General features: G+C 59.0%; 20 protein-coding genes and 3 pseudogenes. 16 read left to right on the top strand and 7 right to left on the bottom strand.

All coding sequences use genetic code 11. The annotated features are described in order from the left end of the window. Positions 1-3: 3 nt before the first annotated feature. Entirely contained in the window at positions 4-1,110 is a 1,107-nt protein-coding gene (locus HGP14_RS23905) for an NAD(P)-dependent oxidoreductase (protein ID WP_168832346.1), read from the bottom strand. 405 nt (positions 1,111-1,515) lie between these two features. On the opposite strand from HGP14_RS23905, the gene HGP14_RS23900 reads away from it, so the two are divergent. From HGP14_RS23900 to HGP14_RS23875, 6 genes and pseudogenes are all read left to right on the top strand, one after another. Next, entirely contained in the window at positions 1,516-2,505 is a 990-nt protein-coding gene (locus tag HGP14_RS23900; RefSeq protein WP_205927306.1) for an MDR/zinc-dependent alcohol dehydrogenase-like family protein, read from the top strand. Further along, the gene (locus HGP14_RS23895) at positions 2,502-3,527 is read left to right on the top strand and encodes a Gfo/Idh/MocA family oxidoreductase (protein WP_312862176.1); all 1,026 of its coding nucleotides are present in this window, start codon (positions 2,502-2,504) and stop codon (positions 3,525-3,527) included. Before HGP14_RS23900 ends, HGP14_RS23895 begins: the two co-directional genes overlap by 4 nt. Before the next feature lie 390 nt (positions 3,528-3,917). Further along, positions 3,918-4,121 (top strand): cold-shock protein, encoded by a 204-nt coding sequence (locus tag HGP14_RS23890; protein ID WP_168832345.1) that lies wholly within the window; start codon positions 3,918-3,920, stop codon positions 4,119-4,121. Between the two features lie 610 nt (positions 4,122-4,731). After that, a pseudogene (locus tag HGP14_RS23885) lies at positions 4,732-5,264 on the top strand (GXWXG domain-containing protein). A gap of 677 nt (positions 5,265-5,941) precedes the next feature. After that, entirely contained in the window at positions 5,942-6,124 is a 183-nt protein-coding gene (locus HGP14_RS23880; RefSeq protein WP_168832344.1) for a hypothetical protein, read from the top strand. Positions 6,125-6,523: 399 nt separating this feature from the next. Next, complete coding sequence (locus HGP14_RS23875) at positions 6,524-6,784, top strand: hypothetical protein (RefSeq protein ID WP_168832343.1); 261 nt, start codon at positions 6,524-6,526, stop codon at positions 6,782-6,784. Positions 6,785-7,487: 703 nt separating this feature from the next. Here the strand turns inward: HGP14_RS23875 and HGP14_RS23870 are convergent. Beyond that, entirely contained in the window at positions 7,488-7,922 is a 435-nt protein-coding gene (locus HGP14_RS23870; RefSeq protein WP_168832342.1) for a low affinity iron permease family protein, read from the bottom strand. Between the two features lie 428 nt (positions 7,923-8,350). On the opposite strand from HGP14_RS23870, the gene HGP14_RS36730 reads away from it, so the two are divergent. From HGP14_RS36730 to HGP14_RS23855, 3 genes and pseudogenes are all read left to right on the top strand, one after another. After that, positions 8,351-8,542 (top strand): hypothetical protein, encoded by a 192-nt coding sequence (locus HGP14_RS36730; protein WP_409527098.1) that lies wholly within the window; start codon positions 8,351-8,353, stop codon positions 8,540-8,542. A gap of 57 nt (positions 8,543-8,599) precedes the next feature. After that, positions 8,600-9,003, top strand: a pseudogene (locus HGP14_RS36725) (YsnF/AvaK domain-containing protein). Next, complete coding sequence (locus HGP14_RS23855; protein WP_312862175.1) at positions 8,909-9,289, top strand: YsnF/AvaK domain-containing protein; 381 nt, start codon at positions 8,909-8,911, stop codon at positions 9,287-9,289. Before HGP14_RS36725 ends, HGP14_RS23855 begins: the two are co-directional and overlap by 95 nt. A gap of 414 nt (positions 9,290-9,703) precedes the next feature. Here HGP14_RS23855 and HGP14_RS23850 read toward each other — a convergent pair whose 3' ends face one another. Continuing rightward, entirely contained in the window at positions 9,704-10,267 is a 564-nt protein-coding gene (locus HGP14_RS23850; RefSeq protein ID WP_168832340.1) for a DUF1003 domain-containing protein, read from the bottom strand. Between the two features lie 376 nt (positions 10,268-10,643). On the opposite strand from HGP14_RS23850, the gene HGP14_RS23845 reads away from it, so the two are divergent. From HGP14_RS23845 to HGP14_RS23810, 7 genes and pseudogenes are all read left to right on the top strand, one after another. Continuing rightward, a complete protein-coding gene (locus HGP14_RS23845; RefSeq protein WP_168832339.1) occupies positions 10,644-10,961 on the top strand; it encodes a PepSY domain-containing protein in 318 nt (105 codons plus the stop codon). 30 nt (positions 10,962-10,991) lie between these two features. Then, a complete protein-coding gene (locus HGP14_RS23840) occupies positions 10,992-11,585 on the top strand; it encodes a general stress protein (RefSeq protein ID WP_168832338.1) in 594 nt (197 codons plus the stop codon). 42 nt (positions 11,586-11,627) lie between these two features. Then, a pseudogene (locus tag HGP14_RS23835) lies at positions 11,628-11,981 on the top strand (SOS response-associated peptidase); the annotation flags it as partial. 72 nt (positions 11,982-12,053) lie between these two features. After that, positions 12,054-12,440, top strand: a complete 387-nt coding sequence (locus HGP14_RS23830; RefSeq protein ID WP_168832337.1) for a hypothetical protein — start codon at positions 12,054-12,056, stop codon at positions 12,438-12,440. 792 nt (positions 12,441-13,232) lie between these two features. Then, positions 13,233-13,523 carry a hypothetical protein gene (locus HGP14_RS23820; protein ID WP_168832336.1) on the top strand — a complete coding sequence of 97 codons (291 nt, stop codon included), beginning with the start codon at positions 13,233-13,235 and terminating at the stop codon, positions 13,521-13,523. A 598-nt stretch (positions 13,524-14,121) separates the two neighbouring features. Continuing rightward, positions 14,122-14,466: a hypothetical protein gene (locus tag HGP14_RS23815; RefSeq protein ID WP_168832335.1), complete on the top strand. Its 345-nt coding sequence runs from the start codon at positions 14,122-14,124 to the stop codon at positions 14,464-14,466. Positions 14,467-15,529: 1,063 nt separating this feature from the next. Continuing rightward, positions 15,530-15,925: a hypothetical protein gene (locus HGP14_RS23810; protein ID WP_168832334.1), complete on the top strand. Its 396-nt coding sequence runs from the start codon at positions 15,530-15,532 to the stop codon at positions 15,923-15,925. Positions 15,926-16,031: 106 nt separating this feature from the next. Here the strand turns inward: HGP14_RS23810 and HGP14_RS23805 are convergent, their stop codons facing one another. The 4 genes from HGP14_RS23805 to HGP14_RS23790 all read right to left on the bottom strand — a co-directional run bounded on the left by HGP14_RS23805 (position 16,032) and on the right by HGP14_RS23790 (position 19,795). Then, positions 16,032-16,322 (bottom strand): hypothetical protein, encoded by a 291-nt coding sequence (locus tag HGP14_RS23805; RefSeq protein WP_168832333.1) that lies wholly within the window; start codon positions 16,320-16,322, stop codon positions 16,032-16,034. A 67-nt stretch (positions 16,323-16,389) separates the two neighbouring features. Next, positions 16,390-17,502 carry a calcium:proton antiporter gene (locus HGP14_RS23800; protein ID WP_168832332.1) on the bottom strand — a complete coding sequence of 371 codons (1,113 nt, stop codon included), beginning with the start codon at positions 17,500-17,502 and terminating at the stop codon, positions 16,390-16,392. 117 nt (positions 17,503-17,619) lie between these two features. Further along, the gene (locus HGP14_RS23795; protein WP_246704556.1) at positions 17,620-18,660 is read right to left on the bottom strand and encodes a hypothetical protein; all 1,041 of its coding nucleotides are present in this window, start codon (positions 18,658-18,660) and stop codon (positions 17,620-17,622) included. Between the two features lie 28 nt (positions 18,661-18,688). Beyond that, positions 18,689-19,795 carry an HlyD family secretion protein gene (locus HGP14_RS23790; RefSeq protein ID WP_168832330.1) on the bottom strand — a complete coding sequence of 369 codons (1,107 nt, stop codon included), beginning with the start codon at positions 19,793-19,795 and terminating at the stop codon, positions 18,689-18,691. Positions 19,796-19,898: the final 103 nt, after the last annotated feature.

Here is a 19,898-nt window from a genome sequence, read left to right as displayed (position 1 = left end):
GGCTCATGACACCAGTCCCCGCTCTTCGAGTTGCCGTTTCATCTCGGCACTGCGGTCAATCGCACCGCTGCTTCGGACCCATTCGGCAAAGGGGCCGAGCGAGTTCTCGAGCCGGTGTTGTGGCTCGAATCCCAGCAGCTCACGTGCCTTCGAAATATCGGCGAAGCAGTTGCGAATATCGCCTGAGCGTGCCTTACCCAGGATTTCCGGGGCTATCTCGGGCAGGCCCATGGCCTCTGCCAGGAACGTGGCGACTTCGGTGATCGTGTAGGCTTGGCCGCTGCCGATGTTGATGACATGACCGGTCGCACGGGGCTGTTCTAGTGCGAGGCGGAAACTGCGAGCCACGTCGCGTACATGCACGAAATCGCGACCCTGCCGTCCGTCTTCGAAGATCATTGGCGGTTGCCGGTTGGCCAGTCTAGAGGCGAAATTGGCCAGGACTCCGGTATAGGGATTTGAAAGCGCCTGCCCGGCACCGAAGACGTTGAAAAGGCGAAGCGCCACCGCTTCGACCCCGTAGGCTTCGCCGAAGATCAGCACCTGACGCTCCTGAGCGAATTTCGTCAGGGCGTAGATGGAGGCAAGGTCCGCTGGCTTTTCCTCATCGGTCGCGACCGGCGTCAGCGTTTCGCCGTTTGGTCCAAGCGGCTCCCATTTTCCGGCCTTGATCTGCGCGCCATTGCGGCGGATGAAGCCAAGGCGGTCACCATCCAGCGTGACATACGAGCCTTCGCCATAGACGCTCATCGAGGAGGCGACGACAATGCGCTTGACGCGCAGACCGATCATGGCCTCGAGAAGGACCGCGGTACCAAAATCGTTGCTGCCGACATAGCGGGCAATTTCATACATCGATTGGCCGACGCCTACCTCCGCAGCCAGATGGATGACGCCATCGACATCCTCCAGCGCTTCACGGACTTTAGCCTTGTCGCGAATATCGGCGCATACCAGTTCGACCTGCTTGGGAATGGCTAGCTCGGCGTCGGCGTGAACCTGGTCAATCAGCGCGTCCAGCGCGCGAACATCATAAGAGTTGCTGAGCAATTCTTCGATGACATGGCGGCCTATAAATCCGCAGCCTCCCGTGACAAGAACTCGTCGCATGGCTCATCCTAGGGTGTGAAAGAGACGACATTCCCCGGCCGAACATTACGCCCTAAGCTTTGTTCCTTCATCGAGGACATCTTTTTCAATGACATCATCAATGACATCTTTGAACTCGATGTCGGTGACCGTGGAACCTGTTATCCCGGTGGAAGTTCTCGATGGGAAAGCACGATCAGTCGGGAGACAGACCGATCGTCACAAACAAGACTTGGGGCCTTTTGCCGGCAAGACAAGCACGGGACGTATCGTCCCGCCTTGGCCGCAACAGGTTGCGACGCCGGTTTCTGCCAAACTGAGGGATTATCTTATTGCCCAGCGGGTCAGGATACAAAGCGGTGTACAATTGAGTGCCGGTTGAATTGCCGCAAAGCCGCAATAGGTGTTGCTCGAGGAGGATTGTCCATGAACATCGTGACATCGGCGCTGCCATCTCGGATGAAGGCTGCGGTGGTTACGGGTGCTGGCCAGATGAGAGTCGACACCCTGCCGCTTCCCGAACCGGCCGCCGGCCAGGTGCGCGTCGCACTCGAAGGCTGCGGTGTCTGCGCTTCGAGCCTCACACCGTGGGCCGGGGCCAAATGGATGACGTTTCCGACAGAACCCGGCGGCCTGGGACACGAAGGTTGGGGCATCATCGACGCGGTCGGGGCGGATGTCGAAGATCTTTTCGTCGGGGATCGTGTCGCCGCGCTCAGCTATCACGCCTATGCGACCCACGACCTCGCGGATAAAAATGCCGTGGTGCGGCTGCCGGACCAACTTGCTGGTCAGCCCTTTCCGGGGGAACCGCTTGGCTGCGCGATGAACATCTTTAAACGCAGCCTCATCGGAGCCGGCCAGACCGTCGCGATTGTCGGGATCGGCTTCCTGGGTGCACTGCTGACGCAGCTCGCAGTCTTGGCCGGGGCGCGCGTGATCGCCATGTCCCGCCGGCAATTCTCGCTGGACCTGGCAAAGCGCATGGGTGCGTCAGAAACTATCCCCATCGATGATCATTGGCGAATCATCGAGGAGGTCAAGGCGCTTACCGGCGGCCGCTTCTGCGACTGCGTTATCGAGGCCGTCGGCAAGCAATGGCCGCTCGATCTCGCCGGCGAACTCACGAAAGAACGCGGAAGGCTCATTGTTGCCGGCTATCATCAGGACGGCCCGCGGCAGATCAACATGCAGCTTTGGAACTGGCGGGGACTTGACGTCATCAATGCTCATGAGCGCGACCCTTCCGTTTACGTGCAAGGGATCCGCGATGCCGTTAAAGCGGTTCAGGAGGGGCTGTTTGACCCCTCAGTTCTTTATACGCACCACCTTCCGCTGGAGCGGCTGGGCGAGGCGCTCGATATGACGCGCGACCGGCCCCATGGATTTCTCAAGGCATTGGTGATGTACGCGTGAATAAGATTTCAAAGGCCGAAAGGCTTCGCGGCGATACCCGCCCGACGCGTCTGGGATTTCTGGGCGTCGGCTGGATCGGCCGTCTCCGCATGAAGTCGCTTCTGGAAACTGGCCTGGTCGATGCCGTCGCAATTTGCGACCCATCGGCGGAGATGGCGGAGGAAGCACGCAAGCTGGCTAAATCGGCCGAGGTCGTTCCTTCTTGCAACGCTTTGCTGCAGCATGGCCTCGACGGAGTGGTCATTGCAACCCCAAGTGCCTTGCATGCAGAGCAAGCGATCGAAGCCCTCAGTCGCGGCATCGCGGTCTTTTGCCAGAAGCCGCTCGGCCGCTCGAAAGACGAAGTGGCGGCAGTCATTGCAGCTGCACGAGCGGCCGACCGGTTGCTGGACGTCGATTTATCTTATCGCCACACAGCCGGCATGCGCCGCATTCGCGACATCATCCGGGCCGGAGAGCTGGGCAGCGTCTTCGCCGCCGACTTGGTATTTCACAATGCCTACGGACCGGACAAGGGATGGTTCTACGACAGGTCGCTCTCTGGCGGCGGTTGCCTGATGGATCTTGGGGTCCACCTGGCCGATCTTGGGCTTTGGACCTTGGATTTTCCAAGCGTCACGAAAGTCGAAGGCAGGTTGTTCCGCCAAGGACTGCCACTTCGCAAGGATGAAACGGAGGTCGAGGATTTTGCGGTCGGGACGATTGAACTTGCGATGGGTGCCGTTCTTCGATTGGCCTGCTCCTGGCGTTTGCATGCAGGATGCGATGCCGTCATAAGCGCGAGGTTCCATGGTACCGAGGGTGGCGCGGCCCTACGGAACGTCAACGGTTCCTTTTATGATTTCGTCGCCGAGCGCTACCATGGCACAAGGTCGGAAACTCTGTGTAATCCGCCTGACGATTGGGGGGGCAGAGCGGCGGTAAATTGGGCGCGGCAGCTGGCACAAGGGCACGGATTTGATCCTGCCTGCGAGAAACTCTTTGATGTGGCTGCCATTCTCGATGCAATTTTCGGCCGATAAGCCGCAGGTGTCGCGGCTCGAATCTTGCTTCATGATCGTTCCATCGAAGCCCACACGTTCTATTGGACAAAGTCCCACCCAAGGGAGCTAAGGGCGCTACGTGCCGACGATCTCAGGGAGGGAACAGAAAATGAGCAATGGCGACGATCGGCCCTCGGGGCACTCCGAGATCGGAAACATGCAGATCGCCTGCCGCTTCATCAACTCAGGAAGCTGGCCAGGAAAACGGTCGGTTTCCCGAGCTTCTCGACCGGGTCGTAAGGTCAGGTACGCCGAGCGCACTTAGATCTGCGAGCTGCTCACGGGGAAGGGAACGCGAAATCACGTTGCGGAGGAAACGATCGATGTCTATGAATCGCACTCCATCTCGCACGCACCAGGAGAAGTTCAGTGGCGAACGGCACCGTCAAATTTTTCAACCAGGATAAGGGCTTCGGCTTCATCACGCCCGACGACGGCGGCCAGGATGTCTTCGTCCACGTAAGCGCCGTCCAGGGCTCCACTCCCCTGCGCGACGGACAGAAGGTCTCCTACGACCTCGGACAAGACCGGAAAACCGGGAAGTCGAAGGCCGAGAACGTCCGGGCAATCTAGCCGCCTCGGCCGTGGCCCCATGGATTGCGCGGGATCTGCCTGGGCCTAATGCGGCGGGACAATGCGGCTCGCTTCGGATCTTCAGACAAGCCGAGGGCGCTCGACCCGTCATGGGAAGCGCCCTCTTTCACCCGACGGCTGCAGGCACGCGAAATCGTTTCGCGGCAGCGCAGGCTGTCGTGAGTTTGGGTGGTAGCGTTTAGATGAGGTTTCCGACGTCGATTGACCTGGACGTGCTGCAGGTGATGCGGAAGCGAGCCTCGCCAGGCTGCGACGCGTATTCTTCTGCGGGCCTTCCCATCGTGGTGACTGGTCAGTCGTTCCGAGAGCGCCGTCTTTCGGTTTGTTCATGCCATGGCGAGTCCTCCTTCTGTAGGGAGAACTTTCGTCGAGGTTGCGAGTCCACGGCCCTGGGACGACGCTGCCGAAACGTCGGAACCATTCCGAGCGATCGACATTCCCTCCGCCGAGAGCGCGCCGTGTCAACCGGACATGACAGGGATAGTGAACGCGGCGATTTTTTCGGTTTCTCGCTGCGGCCAACGACACGGCAGACGAGCGCCCAACCTGTCCGGCACCCCACTCGACCCTTCGATGCTTCGGAGAGACGATGCCCGACGACCTGCAGTCGAAGAAGATCGCCTGGTTCCGGTCGCTGCCGCCGGTCCTGCCCGCCGACATGATCGGCCTCTGGCGGGGCGTCGGCATTCCTTCCGGGCATCCACTGGACGGCGTCCTCGAGAACCTTCAATGGTTCGGGAAGCGATTCCACCCGGATCTGCGCGCAGACGCCTTGCTCTTCCAATGGCGGCCGGGACGTCTCGTGCCGATCGAGCCGGCGTTCGTTCCGGTCAGGACTGCGATCCGCCTCGCCCCCTTCGGGCGCACCTTCGTCGCCCGGAACTGGTTCTCATATCTGCAGAAGGTCTTCCGCGCACGGGAACGACGGCGTCCGTCAAGCTCCGCATGATCGACGGCAAGGAGACGGCCGCGATGGTCTACGACCGCCAGCCGATCGTCGACTACTTCCGAAGGATCGACGACAACGCGTTTGCCGGCATGATGGTCGTCGAAGGCGACGAGCGGCGATACTTCTTCAGCCTTCGAAAGGTCGACCCTCCTCGCAGAGAGGGCGACGCTTGAAGAAGGAAAAGCCGTTCTAGAGACGCCGGACGGCCGCTACATCGTGGTGAGCTTGCTAAACTCGCGTTCTAGTCGAGATCGGCTTTCGTCTGTCATTTTACGGCGAGTGTCGGTGCTTCACCGATCTACTACCTCGCACGGTGGCGGATGCACCTCGCCGCCACGCGGCTCCGCCGCGGCCGTGAGCCGATATCCTCCATAGCCGTTTCCCTGGGGATATGTTTCCGATCGCGCGTTCAGCGCCACCTTTCGCCGGATTTTTGGGCGTTTCTCCGACGCAGTGTCGAGCAGAGAATGCCCGACTGTTCACGACGCCGCCAGGAGATGCTCTCCAGCGGGAAGGTTTTGCTCAAGAGTAGCAGCCTGGGCATGGGAACGACTGGTGCAGAGATCTTTAAACCGCGAGAGACGTCCGCTTCCCAGGCCCCGCCGGGGCTTTCAGTCGACCCTAGCGCGAGCCCGGCTGGGCGATTGGCCGATGGGACTCGCCACGCTCTTGGCGCTGGCTGTTGTTATCGAGAGCTTGGCAAAGCTGTTCGGCGTCTCCTAAAAGCGCACGTAAGCTGCCGCGGAAGTAATGCAAAACTTTGGTCCGATGTAGCGGCGGATCAAAGCCCCAAGGCGGAACGCTTGATGGAAATACTCGTTTGGATGCCAAGAAACAATGGAATCCCTTCATGGCCGGTAAAAATCCCACATCTTCCGTTTTCACCTTCTGGAACGCATCGGTCCTTGCCTTGGGGATCGTACTCGCGGCCATGCTCTACGTCTTCGGAATAGCGATGTCTGGCGACACGACGGAGTTGACGGCAAGCGTCCATGGCGCAGACATCATGGATACACGGGACATCCCCGACTGACGCTCTCTGGTGAAGTGCCGCCGCCCGCTAAACCTTGATATTTAGCGGCCACCGAGTTGCAGGGCGCGCCGTCCCGGCCATCCGCCGCGTGAGGTTTGGCTACGCTGAGGGACTGGGGTAGCTAGTGTTGAGGGGAGTGATACTTACCGCTCCCATCCCTCATCAAATGGAAACTGGTTCGCCCAGAACTCCTTGAACGACTATCGCTACCAGATGATCGTCCCGCCTCGTTCGGACCGAAGGCCAAGCGTGGAACCGTTTCCTTATGTCCTTCGTTGATCCTCCAACTACAACGTGAGGAAAGAGCAATGAAAAGCTTCTGATTGTCACTGTGGTAGCCACGTTGATGCCGGAGGCGACCCGTCTAGACAAATCGGATCGTTGGATTGGATTGGAAACATGAGAAAGCTCTTAATCGCAGCCGTCATTGCGCTTACTGCATTGACCGGTACCGCAGCGCTCGCTGAGACCGTTTTCCGGGTTGGACCAGGCGGGGTTTATGTCGGTTCCGGCGATCACGGCAACCCGCGGTACCACCCTCGTTATTATCGCGACCATGACCGGCCGCAGAAGGCATCCTGCCACACGAAGAAAGAGCGATATTATAGCGAACGCCAGGATAGATGGGTCACGAGGTCGACCCGCGTTTGCTACCGGTAGAACTGCCCGCCCTTTGCAGCGCGGGGGAAGGATCCGCCGCTGCGACGAATAGAATTGCGCATCGCCCTGTGACGAGAAGGGCGATGCGCTTTTCGGATGCCGATCACCGCGAGCGCGCCGATGCCTTCCTCTTCCCACGCGTCTCTTGGGTCCCCGGTCCGGCGTCCGAAGCAGCGGTCAGTCGTTTGGCGATTCCTCGGCAGTAACAAAGGTCGTCTTCCTCGCCCCGGCGAGGCCTCCTTTGTCGTCGGCGGCGAGTTGATCATCGATGGCGGCATGAGCAAATCTTTAAGGTCGAGGCGTCGATTGCGACAAGAAGTGAGCCATCCGAATGAACCCACGAAGGATAGCAACATCATGAGATCTTCTGATGCGGTGATGACCGCATATATCCCTTGCACGAGTTCGGCCCATCCGCTCGGAAGTGCTCAAGAAACCCTTGCCGGGCCAAAACGAGATTCTCATCAAAGTCTTCGCGGCTGGTGCCCTTGGGACGGCCGGCTCCGATCGGACAAGAGTGCACTGCCGCAGCCCCTGCCCCTCACCTAGGATCGGATCTTTCCGGCGTGGTCGAAGCCACCGGGCCTAACGTCGCCAGCGTTAGACCGGGCGAGCCGTCTATGGCGTCACCAATCCGCGTTTCATTCGCTGTTGAAGGGTCGAACCGCAGACCTATCAATTCAATTCCGGCGACATTGGTATATTATGGAATTAAAGGCTCGGACTGAGATTCCCACTCCCTCTTCTCCGCCTTGTCGTCGGCAACGTCCTCGACACAGTCGGCCTTTTCGGCAAGCCTTTTGCTCACCTCGCGGAGCTGCTGCTCGTCGAGCTTTTCGATGCCGACGAACGTGTTCTGCGCCTGCGACGTCAGGATCAGTTCGTCGAGCTTGGCCTGTAGAGCCTTGCCGTCGCGGTTTTGAGAGTTCTGCAGGACGAAGACCATCAGGAAGGTGATGATCGTGGTGCCGGTATTGATGACCAGCTGCCACGTCTCGGAGAAGCCGAAGAACGGCCCGGAGATCGCCCACATCAGAACGAGTGCCGCCGCAATTACAAACGTGCCGGGCTTGCCGGACAGATCGGCTATGGCGGTGGCGAATCTGGAAAAGAATTTAGACCCGGTGTTTTCGTTCATGATTTCCTCACGTTACTCGAAGCGTTGATAACGCGATCTAGCGAACTCGGTTCCGTTCATCGTTTGCGACCAGCCGGCGCGGCCGAGGGAGAGGCGTGATTGGGCCAGAACGGAAGGGGCTTCGGCTGGGCCACGGTTCATCATGCCGCCGGACTCTGCGCATGCCTGGAAGGCAAGCCGCGAGGCTCTGTTCAATTTAGCCTCCGTCGTCGACGAGGACCTGCGCGTCGCAGCCACGCGGAACCTCTTTTCCCGCTAAAGCGAGACAATGAAGCAGTCCTGCGCTGCTGGAACATTCGATGCGCGGAGTGGTTGGGCGCGGCATGTCATATCTCATAGAAATTCTTCTCCCGAGGACGGGAGAAAGCAGTCGCGCCAACTTTGACGTCATTCGGTCGGAACTCACGGAGAATTTCGGAGGAGCGACCATGCACGTCAACGCACCTGCCGAAGGCTTATGGGAGGGTGACGGTTCTATTGAGGAGGATCGTATCGTCGTCGTTGAAGTGATGATTGACGAGCTCGACCGCGCGTGGTGGACGTCCTACCGCAAAGATTTGGAGGTTCGCCTTCATCAGGAGGAGATTGTCATCCGGGCAACGAGGATCGAACGTCTCTAATATTCCTCGGAACATTATCGAATCGCGATGGTTTGCTGACCGGAAGGTGAAGCATCCATGCACGATGAAGAGCAAACGATACCTCTTGCCGAGGAACGGCTTTCTGTTGCCAAGCGCGAGGTTCCTGACGGCGAAGTTCGCGTTCGCAGCAGGACGATCGTCGCGAACGAAGCCGTCAGCGTCAACCTTCTCTCGGAAGAAGTCGAAGTCGAGCACGTACCGTTCGAGACGGTGGTGGATGCAGCTCCTCAGATTCGGACGGAGGCGACGTGACTATCGTGCCCGTCCTCGAAGAGCGCCTGGTCATCGAGAAGAGGCTGGTGCTCGTCGAGGCAATCCGGATCAGGAAAAAGGGAACTTTCCATAGTGAACGCGTCGTGGCGAGTCAACAGCGGCTCCGTTCGGGTCCGCGCCTATACGGTCGAGCATCCCGTCCGCGAGGACGTGAGCCTTCGGGATGAGAATGTCGAGATCGAACGCCGCGGCGTCGATCGCCCTTTGACGGACGCCGACCGCGCGTTCCAGGATCGTACGATCTCGGCCGAAGAGCATCACGAGGAAGCCGTCGTCTCGAAGGAGGCCCGCATTGTGGAGGAGGTTGGCATCCGCAAGACGGCTTCCGATCGCACCGAGACGATCGACGACAGCGTTCGGAAGAAGGAAGTCGAAGACACGCGAGGCGATCGTCAGACACGGTCTCAGAATGACATCTCGCAAAGCCAATCACACAAGGCCCCCCGGGATTAGCAGTGAAGACGCCAATTTTACCTCATCGGGACGGCGGCCCTACGCCGTCTCGCGCCTTGGGTTGTGTAAAGGGAGGTGGACTCGTCCCAGTTCGTTGCAAAGCTGGAGATCAGCCCGCCTTGACGGTTGACTGGCCGGCCGGGTCACGCCGACTTCTTCCAAGAGAGCGCGAAGCTGACTTGCGGGTTCACGGTAGAAGGTGCTCTTCTCGCCCTGCGCTAGCTTCTTCGCGACATACGCCATGGAAGGTCAATTCGTTGCTTAGCGGGTTACGTCGTCTGGCAAAATGCGCCGGGTCCCTCCAATCTCATCGTCCCCGGTTGCGGCGACGCCATCGGCTTGAGCAAAGTACGATAGGGTTTGAAGTAGAGTAGCGCGGCGCCGGAACAACGCTCGGGCAGAAACAGATCGTCGTCAGAGAGACCGGGATCGCGCGTCTCTAGCTTTCGACGGGCTCGCCGAGATCTTCTCCATGGTGTCCAGCACCTGCTCCGGCGTCACGTCCTCCTGAAGTTCCGCAATCTCCTCCTTCTGGTCCAGATCGACGTCGAGCTTTTCGGCGATGGCGGAAACGATCGTAAGGAGCTGGGTTGCCTCGTGCTCCGCAAGCAGCAAGATCTGCAGATTCAAGTCGGCGCGCTTGTCGTCTGTCTCCGCCATCCGATTCTGGCTGATCATGACAAAGGTCGAGATGAAAATCGCCTCGACGGATGCTACCATCGCGAGGATCACGAGGGATGGGTCGAATGCTGGCAGGACCGGCAGCAGCCCGACGTTGACTAAAATCCAGGCGCCGAAGACGATCGCGTGGATGTAGACGAAAGTCATCGACCCTGCGAAGCGGGTGATCTCAGCTGCGGCGCGCTCCTGAAGAGAAGCATGTCTCGCCTCCTCCTGCCGCCGCCTGAGGAGGGCCTCGATGTTCCGATCCAGGCGCCGGGAGACGCTGACGGAACGGGTGGAAGACGATGTTGGCATAGGTGGCTCCTTCCTGATGGCCTCCAACGTCTTCGACGCGGCGTTCGCGCGCCATCCCTCAGAAGTTGGAGATGCTAGAGGTGATGTGCTTGAACGCTGCGATCTGGGCGCTTAGCACCGTGCCGTCCAGGCGTGCGACGCAGGAATCGTATGCTGCGATGGCCTGCTCGAGAGGACGAGGTCGTCCTCCACCAGACCCTTTGCGGTCAGACTCCTTGCCTACCACGTTACCATTGTATCTCCCCTCCATTGTTTAGCGGGAAGCAAACCCGCAGTCCCGCCTCTTGTTCCGTTGTTTCGCCGTGGAACAAATAGCGATCCACACGGTTTCACGTCACGGATCGCCAGTGCGATCCTGCAAGAGAGGAAACCACCCATGAAGATGATAATTTTGGCTGCCGCCCTACTCGGCGCGTCAGCTCTGGCTACCCATGCGCAAACCGCGAAGCCTCCGACGTTGGAGGGCAACACGCCGGCAGTCGCGACGCCCGACAGCACAAATCCTACCGCTCCATTAGAAGGCGCCAACAGTTTTACCGAAAGCCAGGCCAAGGAACGGATCGAAAAGGCCGGCTACTCCGACGTCACGGGCCTAAAACTCGATGACAAAGGCATCTGGCAAGCGATGGCGATGAAAGACGGGAAATCCGTCTCGGTCGGTCTCGACTACCAGGGTAACGTCGTCGCGCAGTAGCGATCATTCACCAGAAGATAGGAGAACAGCATGCGAACTGTAACAGGACTCTTCGACGATTATGAAGATGCGCGCGCGGCGGTTGACGCGCTTGAGGCCGCCGGTGTCCCTTCGGATGACATCAGCATCATCTCCAACAATGTCTCGGGCGACCGCTCCAATGCCGCCGAAGGCGCGGGGACCGGCGCTGGCGTGGGTGCTGTCGTTGGAGGCGCTGGTGGATTACTGACCGGTCTCGGTCTTATGGCAATTCCCGGCGTGGGACCGGTCGTCGCTGCCGGTTGGTTGGTCGCGACTGCAGCAGGTGCAGCAGCGGGCGCTGTCGCGGGCGGCGCGGCAGGGGGCATCATTGGCGCTCTGACCTCGTCTGGAGTATCCGAAGAAGACGCCCATCTTTATGCCGAGGGCGTGCGTCGCGGTGGGACATTGGTCACCGCCAGGGTGAACGATGATTTCGCCTTGAAAGCCGATGCGATCTTGAAACAATCGAACTATGTCGACCCCGTTGAACGTCGCCGCGCCTACGGCGAGGAAGGCTGGACGCGCTTCGACCCGACGCTGGACCCGTACAGCGCTGCAGACGTTGATCGTGAGCGCGACCGTTGGCGCCAGCCACTGCCGTAAGCTGGCATAGCAGAGGGCTGATGATCAGCCCTCTGCTTGTAAACAGGCAAGAACAAGCACTCCTATGCCGTCGCTATGACGCGTCGCTAGCGCCGTTCGCGCTCGCTGGCGTCTGGCGGATGCTTTGAAATTGGGCCGGCACCGAAATCCGCACCTTCGCGATTGTCACCTGCCCTGCAAATGAGTGGCTTCGATCCACGACCGCATGCCGGTTATTCTGCATCCAGAAGACTACCAGCGCTGGCTTTCGCCAGAGCGGATCCGGATGACCTGATGAAGCCATTCCCAACCGAGGTGATGACGATGTGGCCGATCGACAAGGTCGGATCTCCGAAGAACGACACACCCAACATCATTGAAGAGATCGACCACGATCCCGAACCGACACTGATCTGAAACTACCGACAGGCGCCACGGCCGCGTTTCACCAATTTTGGGCAATTGACCTCGCAAGGGAAAGGATGACGCATGCGCCAGTTTGTGGGAATGGATCGGACGCCCGGCTCTATTAACATCTGCCCCGATCACTTGGATATCGAGGTTGAATGCAAAGCCTGCGGGAAAACATGGGAGGGAGGTTTCAACATGAAGCTCTACCGACCTTATGCGGCAGGCGTTGATCGACGACTTGGAGAAGAGGCTGAGATGCGCCTCCCATGGAAAGAAGGCGGGCAAGCTGGTATTCGGCTATTACGTGAATGGGGAATAGATGAGCATAGAGGGTCGCACGCCGGCGCCGGGCGCGAACATCATCGAGGGTCATCCGTGGGACATGAGGACGCCGACAGCATCCGCCGCACGAAATGGGGCTGCTACGGCTTCGAGGAACGCAAGGCAATAATGCTCTTTGCCTGAAGCATCCGCCGCTGAACCATCGCGTGCTCGAAGCCGGTAGGCGCCAATCGACGAATAGGTGCGCTGCTGCTATCTCTGAAGCTGGCTGAAATGACGCCGCTTGCCTTGCATCATGTAGCGATCATCACACACGATCTAGGAAAGTCACTGCCTTTCTATCGAGGTGTATTCAGCCTCACGGAAATTCCGCGGCCAAATTTTCCAGTAGGCGGCGCCCTGTGGTGCCTGCAGGTACACCTTATGCTCTATCCCGAAGCTTCGTTCCGAAGAACTCCGCGATTGGCCGCAACGATTGTCACTTCGCGTTCCGCACCAATGACTTCCAACGCACAATCAGGCGATTGACAGCGCTCGGCTTCGGGAAGCGCCGCAAGACGATCCAAAGTGTTTTTTCTGGTTTTCCGCTCTGGCATAAGAGGCTACCCACAGCGTTATCTTCGTGACCCTGACTTAAATGTCGTGGACATCAACGGAGCTGCGGAGCTCAGCGCCGCTAGTGGCAATGAGCGATGACAATAGTTTCACCGGAGAGCCGCGGGAGCCGGATGGGGAATTTGGCTGCTGATCCGTCTGGGCTCGGAGCGATTGACGGCGTCATCGGCAGCCCGTCGGCTCTTTGGTCTTCTCGGCTGATGATCAATGCGGCATATTAGTAGAATGGAACATTGCGGAACCCGGGTCGTTTGAACTGATGGACCGCGCGGCAGTTCTTCTGTTCAGCGACCAGCGATAGCGCCTTTCATCCTGGTACCGCGCGGTCACCTCACACGCGTCTCTGCGGAGGATTGCGTCATGAATGATCGCTCTTTCTGGAAGCCGTCGACCCCGCCGTATGGCAGGAGGATAAAGGCGCCGGCCGCCGCGGATCCCGCTTTCCTCTCGGCCTCTGCTGTCAGCCTATCCACATCAGCGCTCTTGGCTTCACTGATCATGCATCTTGAGCAGAAGGGCGTTTTGTCCGCGCAGGAACAGCGCGAGATCTACGAGTTAGCAGCGGACTTGCTAAACAGTCACCCTGCCGAAGACGGGGGCATTACCGAGCTGGCATGCGAGGTGATCGAACAGCAGCTTCGGCGGGAATGAGGCCTCAACCTTTGAAGTTGTCACACCGGTGCGCTACCGCACCGGAAGCGGAGCGCCCTCCAATGTTAGAATGTTGCTACAGGCAAACTTGCCTCGTTCCGGCGGGGCTTCTTTTTGCCCGCACGTTAGCGGGCCGGAACGCTTCGCCGAACCACACCCGTTATCAAGATCGCCGCGCGGCAGTCTTCCTGTCTCGTCCGCCAATGATCTCGCAGCCCCCATCCTGGTGCCGCGCGGTCAGCGTTCCCGAACAGCTTCGGGAGTGATCAATGATTGATCCTGATTGATATTCCGGCAGACCGCCAAGGCGGACTTTGGGTGTGTGGATACTGATAGCGTTGGCCGTCGCTCTGGCCTTTCTGCTCGCTTGGCTGTTCGGCTGGTTGGGCCCTCCGGTGTCGCATCCGACATTACACTAGCTTCTGGTGGTGCTCGAACAACAGCTGTCGGCCCGCTGAACTTCCTGTTCCGTACGCCATCAGACGCACGATTGCTGCTGGTAATAGTCAGGCGTATTCTTAGTCGTCGGTCTAGATATGCAACCGGGTATTGACCGCTTGAGAGACAATCTGCTCTTGCCCCAAAGGAAGGAGCTGTCATGTCTCTTTTCGATCTGCTTTCCTACACTGACGAAGAAATAGAGCTCGTAACATCGGCGCTCAGTTGCTGGCTGAAGTCAAACCACGTCGATCCCTCCTCTGAACGCGGCCGGGCCGCTCTGTCTAAGGCCATCCTGCTCGTGAGGTCGGGTGTCGCATCACCGGATGACATCCTGGCCGAACTTGACAGGGTGGGAGAACGGCCCTCCGCCAGTGCCTTTCCAGCGGCGACCATAGCCGACCGTTGGTCTTCAAGACAGCAGAAAGGCCACCTCGCCGCGCCGATGACGACCGTGGCACCACCGAACCGGCGCGAAATCGGAGAGCAGCTTCGGCCGAATTAAGTACGCTACCGAACCGAAACATTGCGCGTGCTTCTTCGTGAATTCGGATCGGCGGTGCGGTCCCTTAATCCTGAGGAAGCTGCCCTGCTTCGGCGGGACTTTTTCGGACGTACGGTAACCGCATTGCTGCAAGCGACGAGCAGGTCGGATCCATACTGAGCCAGCATAGGTGCCCATGCTGCGAGCAGGGCGGGATCCTTATACTGATTTCGCCTTTTCGAACTGCGCCACTCATCGCTTGCGCCGGTACCATCCGAATGCCACGGCTCGGTTGCATGCATATTAGACTGCGGGTCGACCGAGCCAATTGGCGAATGCCTGCCCATGATGGCGATTTCAGTGCGAGCAATCATCGTAGCGGCGCACGTTGCCATATACGGCACATAACCCACGGCATTCGAGAATTTTAACCGGATGTACTGCGCAACGGCAGCCGCAGCGTTTCGGCGATCCGCCTGGACTATGTAGATAAAATTGAGCTCGTTCGAGCTCAAACCCCGCATCGTCTCCATGAAACCGTGCAGATCTTGGTAGACGACAGAAAGAGTATCTGGCGCACGGCGAATGGTGAGCCAGAGACCGTCCACCGCGTAGCGTACAGGAGAGCCTACCGGTGATTTCAGCAACCTGATGCAGATACTTCCTATAGACACGGTCTATCCCCGCCCCACCCGGTAGACGCCAGTTCCGCCGGTCTCATCCATGCCCTTCTGAATTTCGTTGCCGGTATCACCCAACTCGGCATCTACAGCATCCGGTCGTAGACGCGGAATGAACCGCACCCAGATCAGGCGATACGGCGCTCGTCGAAGCGTGACCTCCCTCGACCATATGCGCACGCTGCGTATTCCACCTCCAGCTGTCCGTGACCTTCTCGCGCTTGACCGCTCCCGATCCGATCACCTGCGCTGCCGTGTCTGAGGCAGACGAAGGTAGCGGTGCTTGGTCCTGCCGACTGCAAAGCCCCTCGAGCATGATGATGGAGTGGGAAAACCGCTCGTGATGGGAAATAAGCTGGCTATTTCACGCCAGCCTATGCAATGTGAACCGTAAGGAGGATGCCATGCATCTCACCACCCGTGCCGTGCTTCTTTTGCTAACGGCCTTACCGCCCGACCATTGCTTTGCCCGGGACCCGGCGCAAGAGATTTGGCTCTCCACAGAAGACAACATCACCCTCATATCTGGACACGTGGACGGTCGGGAAACTCGCTCCTACCGTTTAAGGATCCCTGCCGCCCAGGTTATCACTTTTGCGGTAACTGCTGATAACACCGCATGTGGTTCAGAGATAAAGAAGACCAGCCAGCGAGGCATTCTGACCGTCATAGATCGTTTCCCGGCATCATTTTCCGATGGTGCTAAGTTCGGAGATCATTACATCATATCCTTCTTCCAGAGCCGCCTCGCGTGGCTTGATGGCGCAATTTGTAAGTTTTCGTTTTCCGTCAGCTCTTGAAAACAGGCAAGGATCATTTCCAAGATCTTGCGCAAGCTTCAATCTAAGCTCGGCAGTGCACACTACAGCGTCAGTATTTCCACGATAAGGTGCTTCCACCGATGTACTATCTGGCGCGATAGCGAATGCGCCCCTCGGTGCCGCACGGCTGCGCCATGGCCGCGAACCAATATTCTCCATAGCCGCTTCGCTGGGCTACGTTTCCTATAGCGCCTTCAGCGCCACCTTCCGGTGGATCATGGACAATTCTCGGTCGCAATTTCGAGGGGACCATGCCCGATACGTCCAACAAAAGGCGAAGATCGAGCGTTGTGTCATGCCTCAGATAGCCAGCATCGTGAGCGATGTGTTCATACACATTGCTGGGATAATTCCGCTGCGAGATATCAAGTGCCATCGACCGCGGACGCCTTTGGTAACTCTGCGCCGCCAATTGCGAACATTGTCCATGCCATTCGCTATCCTTAGGGAGCAGCCGACATGAGCAGGAAGACTACGAATATCACCAGATGGATATGTCCTTGTAGCACCGTAGTGCGCCCCGTACCGAGCGTTAAGGTTCCGACGAACAAGGTCAGCGCAAGCAGCGTCATGTTGGCTGTCGAGATGCCAAGTGCAAGATGGTGGCCGAGGAGAAGCGAGACGACCGCCACTGCCGGAATGGTGAGCCCGATGCAGGCAATGGCAGAGCCAAGCGCCAGGTTGATGCTGTTCTGCAGTTGATTCTTGAGCGCCGATTTCGCGGCCGCGATTCCCTCGGGCAACAGAACAACGGCGGCGACCACAACACCGACGAAGGCATAGGGCAATCCAGCGGCCGCGACAGCTTGCTCCAGCGTCGGCGAGAGAAGTTTCGCCAGCAACACGACGGCGATCAGCGAAACGAGTAACAACGCCAGGCTCGCCATCGCAACGCCATCTGTCGGCTTCTCGAACTCGAACTCGGCGACATCGGACGACGGATCATCAGCCAGTGGCAGGTCGAGAAAATAGTCGCGATGCTTGACAGTTTGAACAAAAATGAAGGCGGTCCACAGGCAAAACGATGCGGCACCGATGACAATGAGTTGTGTGTTCGAGTACGATGGACCGGCGATAAAGGTGTAATTTGGCAAGATCAGCGTAAGCACTGCCAGTGTGCCCAGCACTGCCAACGCCGACGAAGCTCCCTTCAATTGAAACGTCTGCTCGAAATGCCGCCGTCCGCCCAAGACGAGACAGAGGCCGACAATTCCATTGAGCACGATCATCAATGCCGCGAACACGGTATCGCGAGCGACCACGTCACCGCCCTCGACATCCGAGACCATGATCGACACGATCAGAGCCACCTCAATGACGGTGACTGCGACCGCAAGCAAGATTGAGCCGAATGGCTCCCCGAGTTTGACCGCCAATAGTTCGGCATGATGGACGGCCGCAAAAACCGTTCCGAAGAGCAGCACTGCGGCGAGCGCTAGGAACGCCACGGCCTCAGGCTGAACGACGCCAAGGAGCTTCACGACCAGTAGGCCAGCACCGAACGCGGGTATAGCCCAACTCCAGGGAGGATTAGAAACATGATGCGGATTAGCCACGAGCGCTTCTCCGGTTCGCGTGGAGTTTAGAGACAGCAGAATTCGATCGTCGGATTGTCTTGCTCAAGCCTTTGGGGACAGCCGTGCCCGTAGCGACTGCCACCCTGTTCTCTAGTCTCATCGTGGTTCCTTCTCAATGTGGTTTCTTCCCCATTGCCCTCGTGTCGGTCTCAAGGACGGGCGCGGCCAGAGCAGCGCCGCAGCGACAACCGTGTAGATGATGGCGGCTGTGACATAGACGACGCGCGTCGAAAGCGACTCCGCCGCGCTTCCGGGCAGCGGCGACACTCCAAGGCCAAACAGAATGAGGAACGTCGTCAGCGCTCCGGCATACATCGTCGCATCGCTTGAGCGAGACGCGCCGCGTGCGCCAAGGCCCAATGAAACGATGAGTAAAATCGCAAACATGAGGGCCAGGCTCGGCCTCACGCTCAGAAGACCATAGGCAAGCGCTGCGAGGATGCCCCCGAAAACGTTCACAACGACGAGACCCAGTGCCGCGCGCCCGCTGGCCGCAATGTCGAGCTGGTCCAGCAGGGAGACGACGGTGATTGGGATGACCACCGCGGCGACTAGCTGGTTGCTCGCTATGCAAACAGCAACGGCAAACAACAGGATCACGGTGTTGGCGCAGGCTCGATGGACGGGCTGATCATGACGCGCGGTTTCTTGTTCCGGAGCCGCAGTGATGGCCGTTGGTTCTGGAACCAGGGCATGGCTGAGCCACATGAGCGCCGTCGCACTCAAAACTGCGCCGATCAGGATAGAGAGAACGGAGTCGGCAAACGTGGGATGGAGAACACCCACCAGCGGCACGATGATCGCTACGACGAGCACCAGAAAGACCGCGGGCCCGCCCTTTCCAATAGCCTGCACGGCGAAGCAGCAGAAATAGACCAATCCCAGCACCGCCAGAAAGACAATCGGTCGATCGATGAGAGCCGCCGTCAGAAATATCAGAAGTAGGCCAGTGGCCAAAATGAGCAGGACCATGCCGATCGTCTGCGCGACGGGAAGAGGCCGGGAACTGGACAAGAGAAACTGAGCCGCAAAAAGCGGGCCGATGAAAGGGAAGACGGCACCCACTGCCGCCGAGGCGACAAAGCCCACGGAAACGGCCAGCGCCACCCGGAGAGCCCGGCGTTGCGGTTCACTCATGGGGGAACTGTTCGTGCGTCTCCCTTGGTCAACGGACATAGCTCAGCACCGACAGGATTCGAATCCACAACGCGCCCACTGCATTCGTGATGAGGTTGTTTCCGGTATAGACGACGACGGTTGCCTGCGACCCGTAGCGCGCGCCCTGCGGTCGCTGTGGTTCATCCAACAGTAGCCGAACGCGAAAGCGCTGCGGGTCTCTCAGCCAGCCACTGTCCGAGCGGATGATCGGCAGACCGGAGCTGGGGTCCGTCGCGCCTTGTGACACGCCGAAGCCCACGCTTTCCACTTTGGCCGTGAACAATTCTCCGGGCAGAACATCGAAGATGATGTCCGCGCTGTTGCCCGCCGCGATGTTCCCAAGGCTGTTCTCCTTGAACGCTGCCGCGATCCAGATCGTGCCGACGTCGATGAATGTCATGGCTGTCTGTCCAGGATTGAGGACGTTGCCGACCGCAAGCTGAAGGTTCGTGACCACCCCCGCAGACGGCGCGCGAACGGTCGTCCTCAGCAGGTCGACCTGCGCACGTTCAAGGGCTGCCAGTGCCTCCTTGATCTGCGGATTGTCCTTGCCTGCCGGCCCCAACTGTTCCTTTGCCTTGGCAAGCTCCGCCTCGCTTGCCTTGACCAGCGCCTCGGACTGGTCAAAGGCGGATTTGGCTTCGTCGTACCGGGACTTGGCGAACACGCCACGATTGGCAAGCGCCAACGCTCTTGTGGCCTGGTCGCGCAAGTTGTCTCGCCTCGACTCCGCTTCGACGAGCTTCGCCTGAACGGCGTCGACGGTCGCGGTTGACGCACCGATCGACTGGCCGATCATCGAGAGAGTAGCTTCCGCCCGCTCGACCGCGATATTGTACGTGTTCGGATCAAGGTGAAAGAGGACCTGATCCGCCTCGACACGCGAGTTGTCAGTAACGCCGACATCGATCACCCTGCCTGCAACCTCGGGGGCAATGCCCACGACATATGCCTGAACCTGCGCCTGCGACGAAATTGGCGTCCTTCGTTCCATGAATATCGATAGGACGAAGAGGACGACGGCAACCAGCAGGATGCCAAGCGCGATATTGCGCAACTGATTGCCGGGTCTAGCCGGTTTATCGGCTGCAGCCACTTCGTCATCGGGACCCATATTCCTGCCCTCTCATCTCCGTGGCGCGGAGAAATCGCCGATCGGCACGCGTCCAACCCTCCTCCGTGCCCCAAGCTGAAGCCGTCCGGTGATTGAACAAAAC

This window comes from Rhizobium sp. P32RR-XVIII (genome assembly GCF_012641395.1).
GTDB lineage: Bacteria > Pseudomonadota > Alphaproteobacteria > Rhizobiales > Rhizobiaceae > Rhizobium.
The sequence above is the reverse complement of the archived record's forward strand: the minus strand, read 5'-3'. Positions and strand labels throughout refer to the sequence as shown.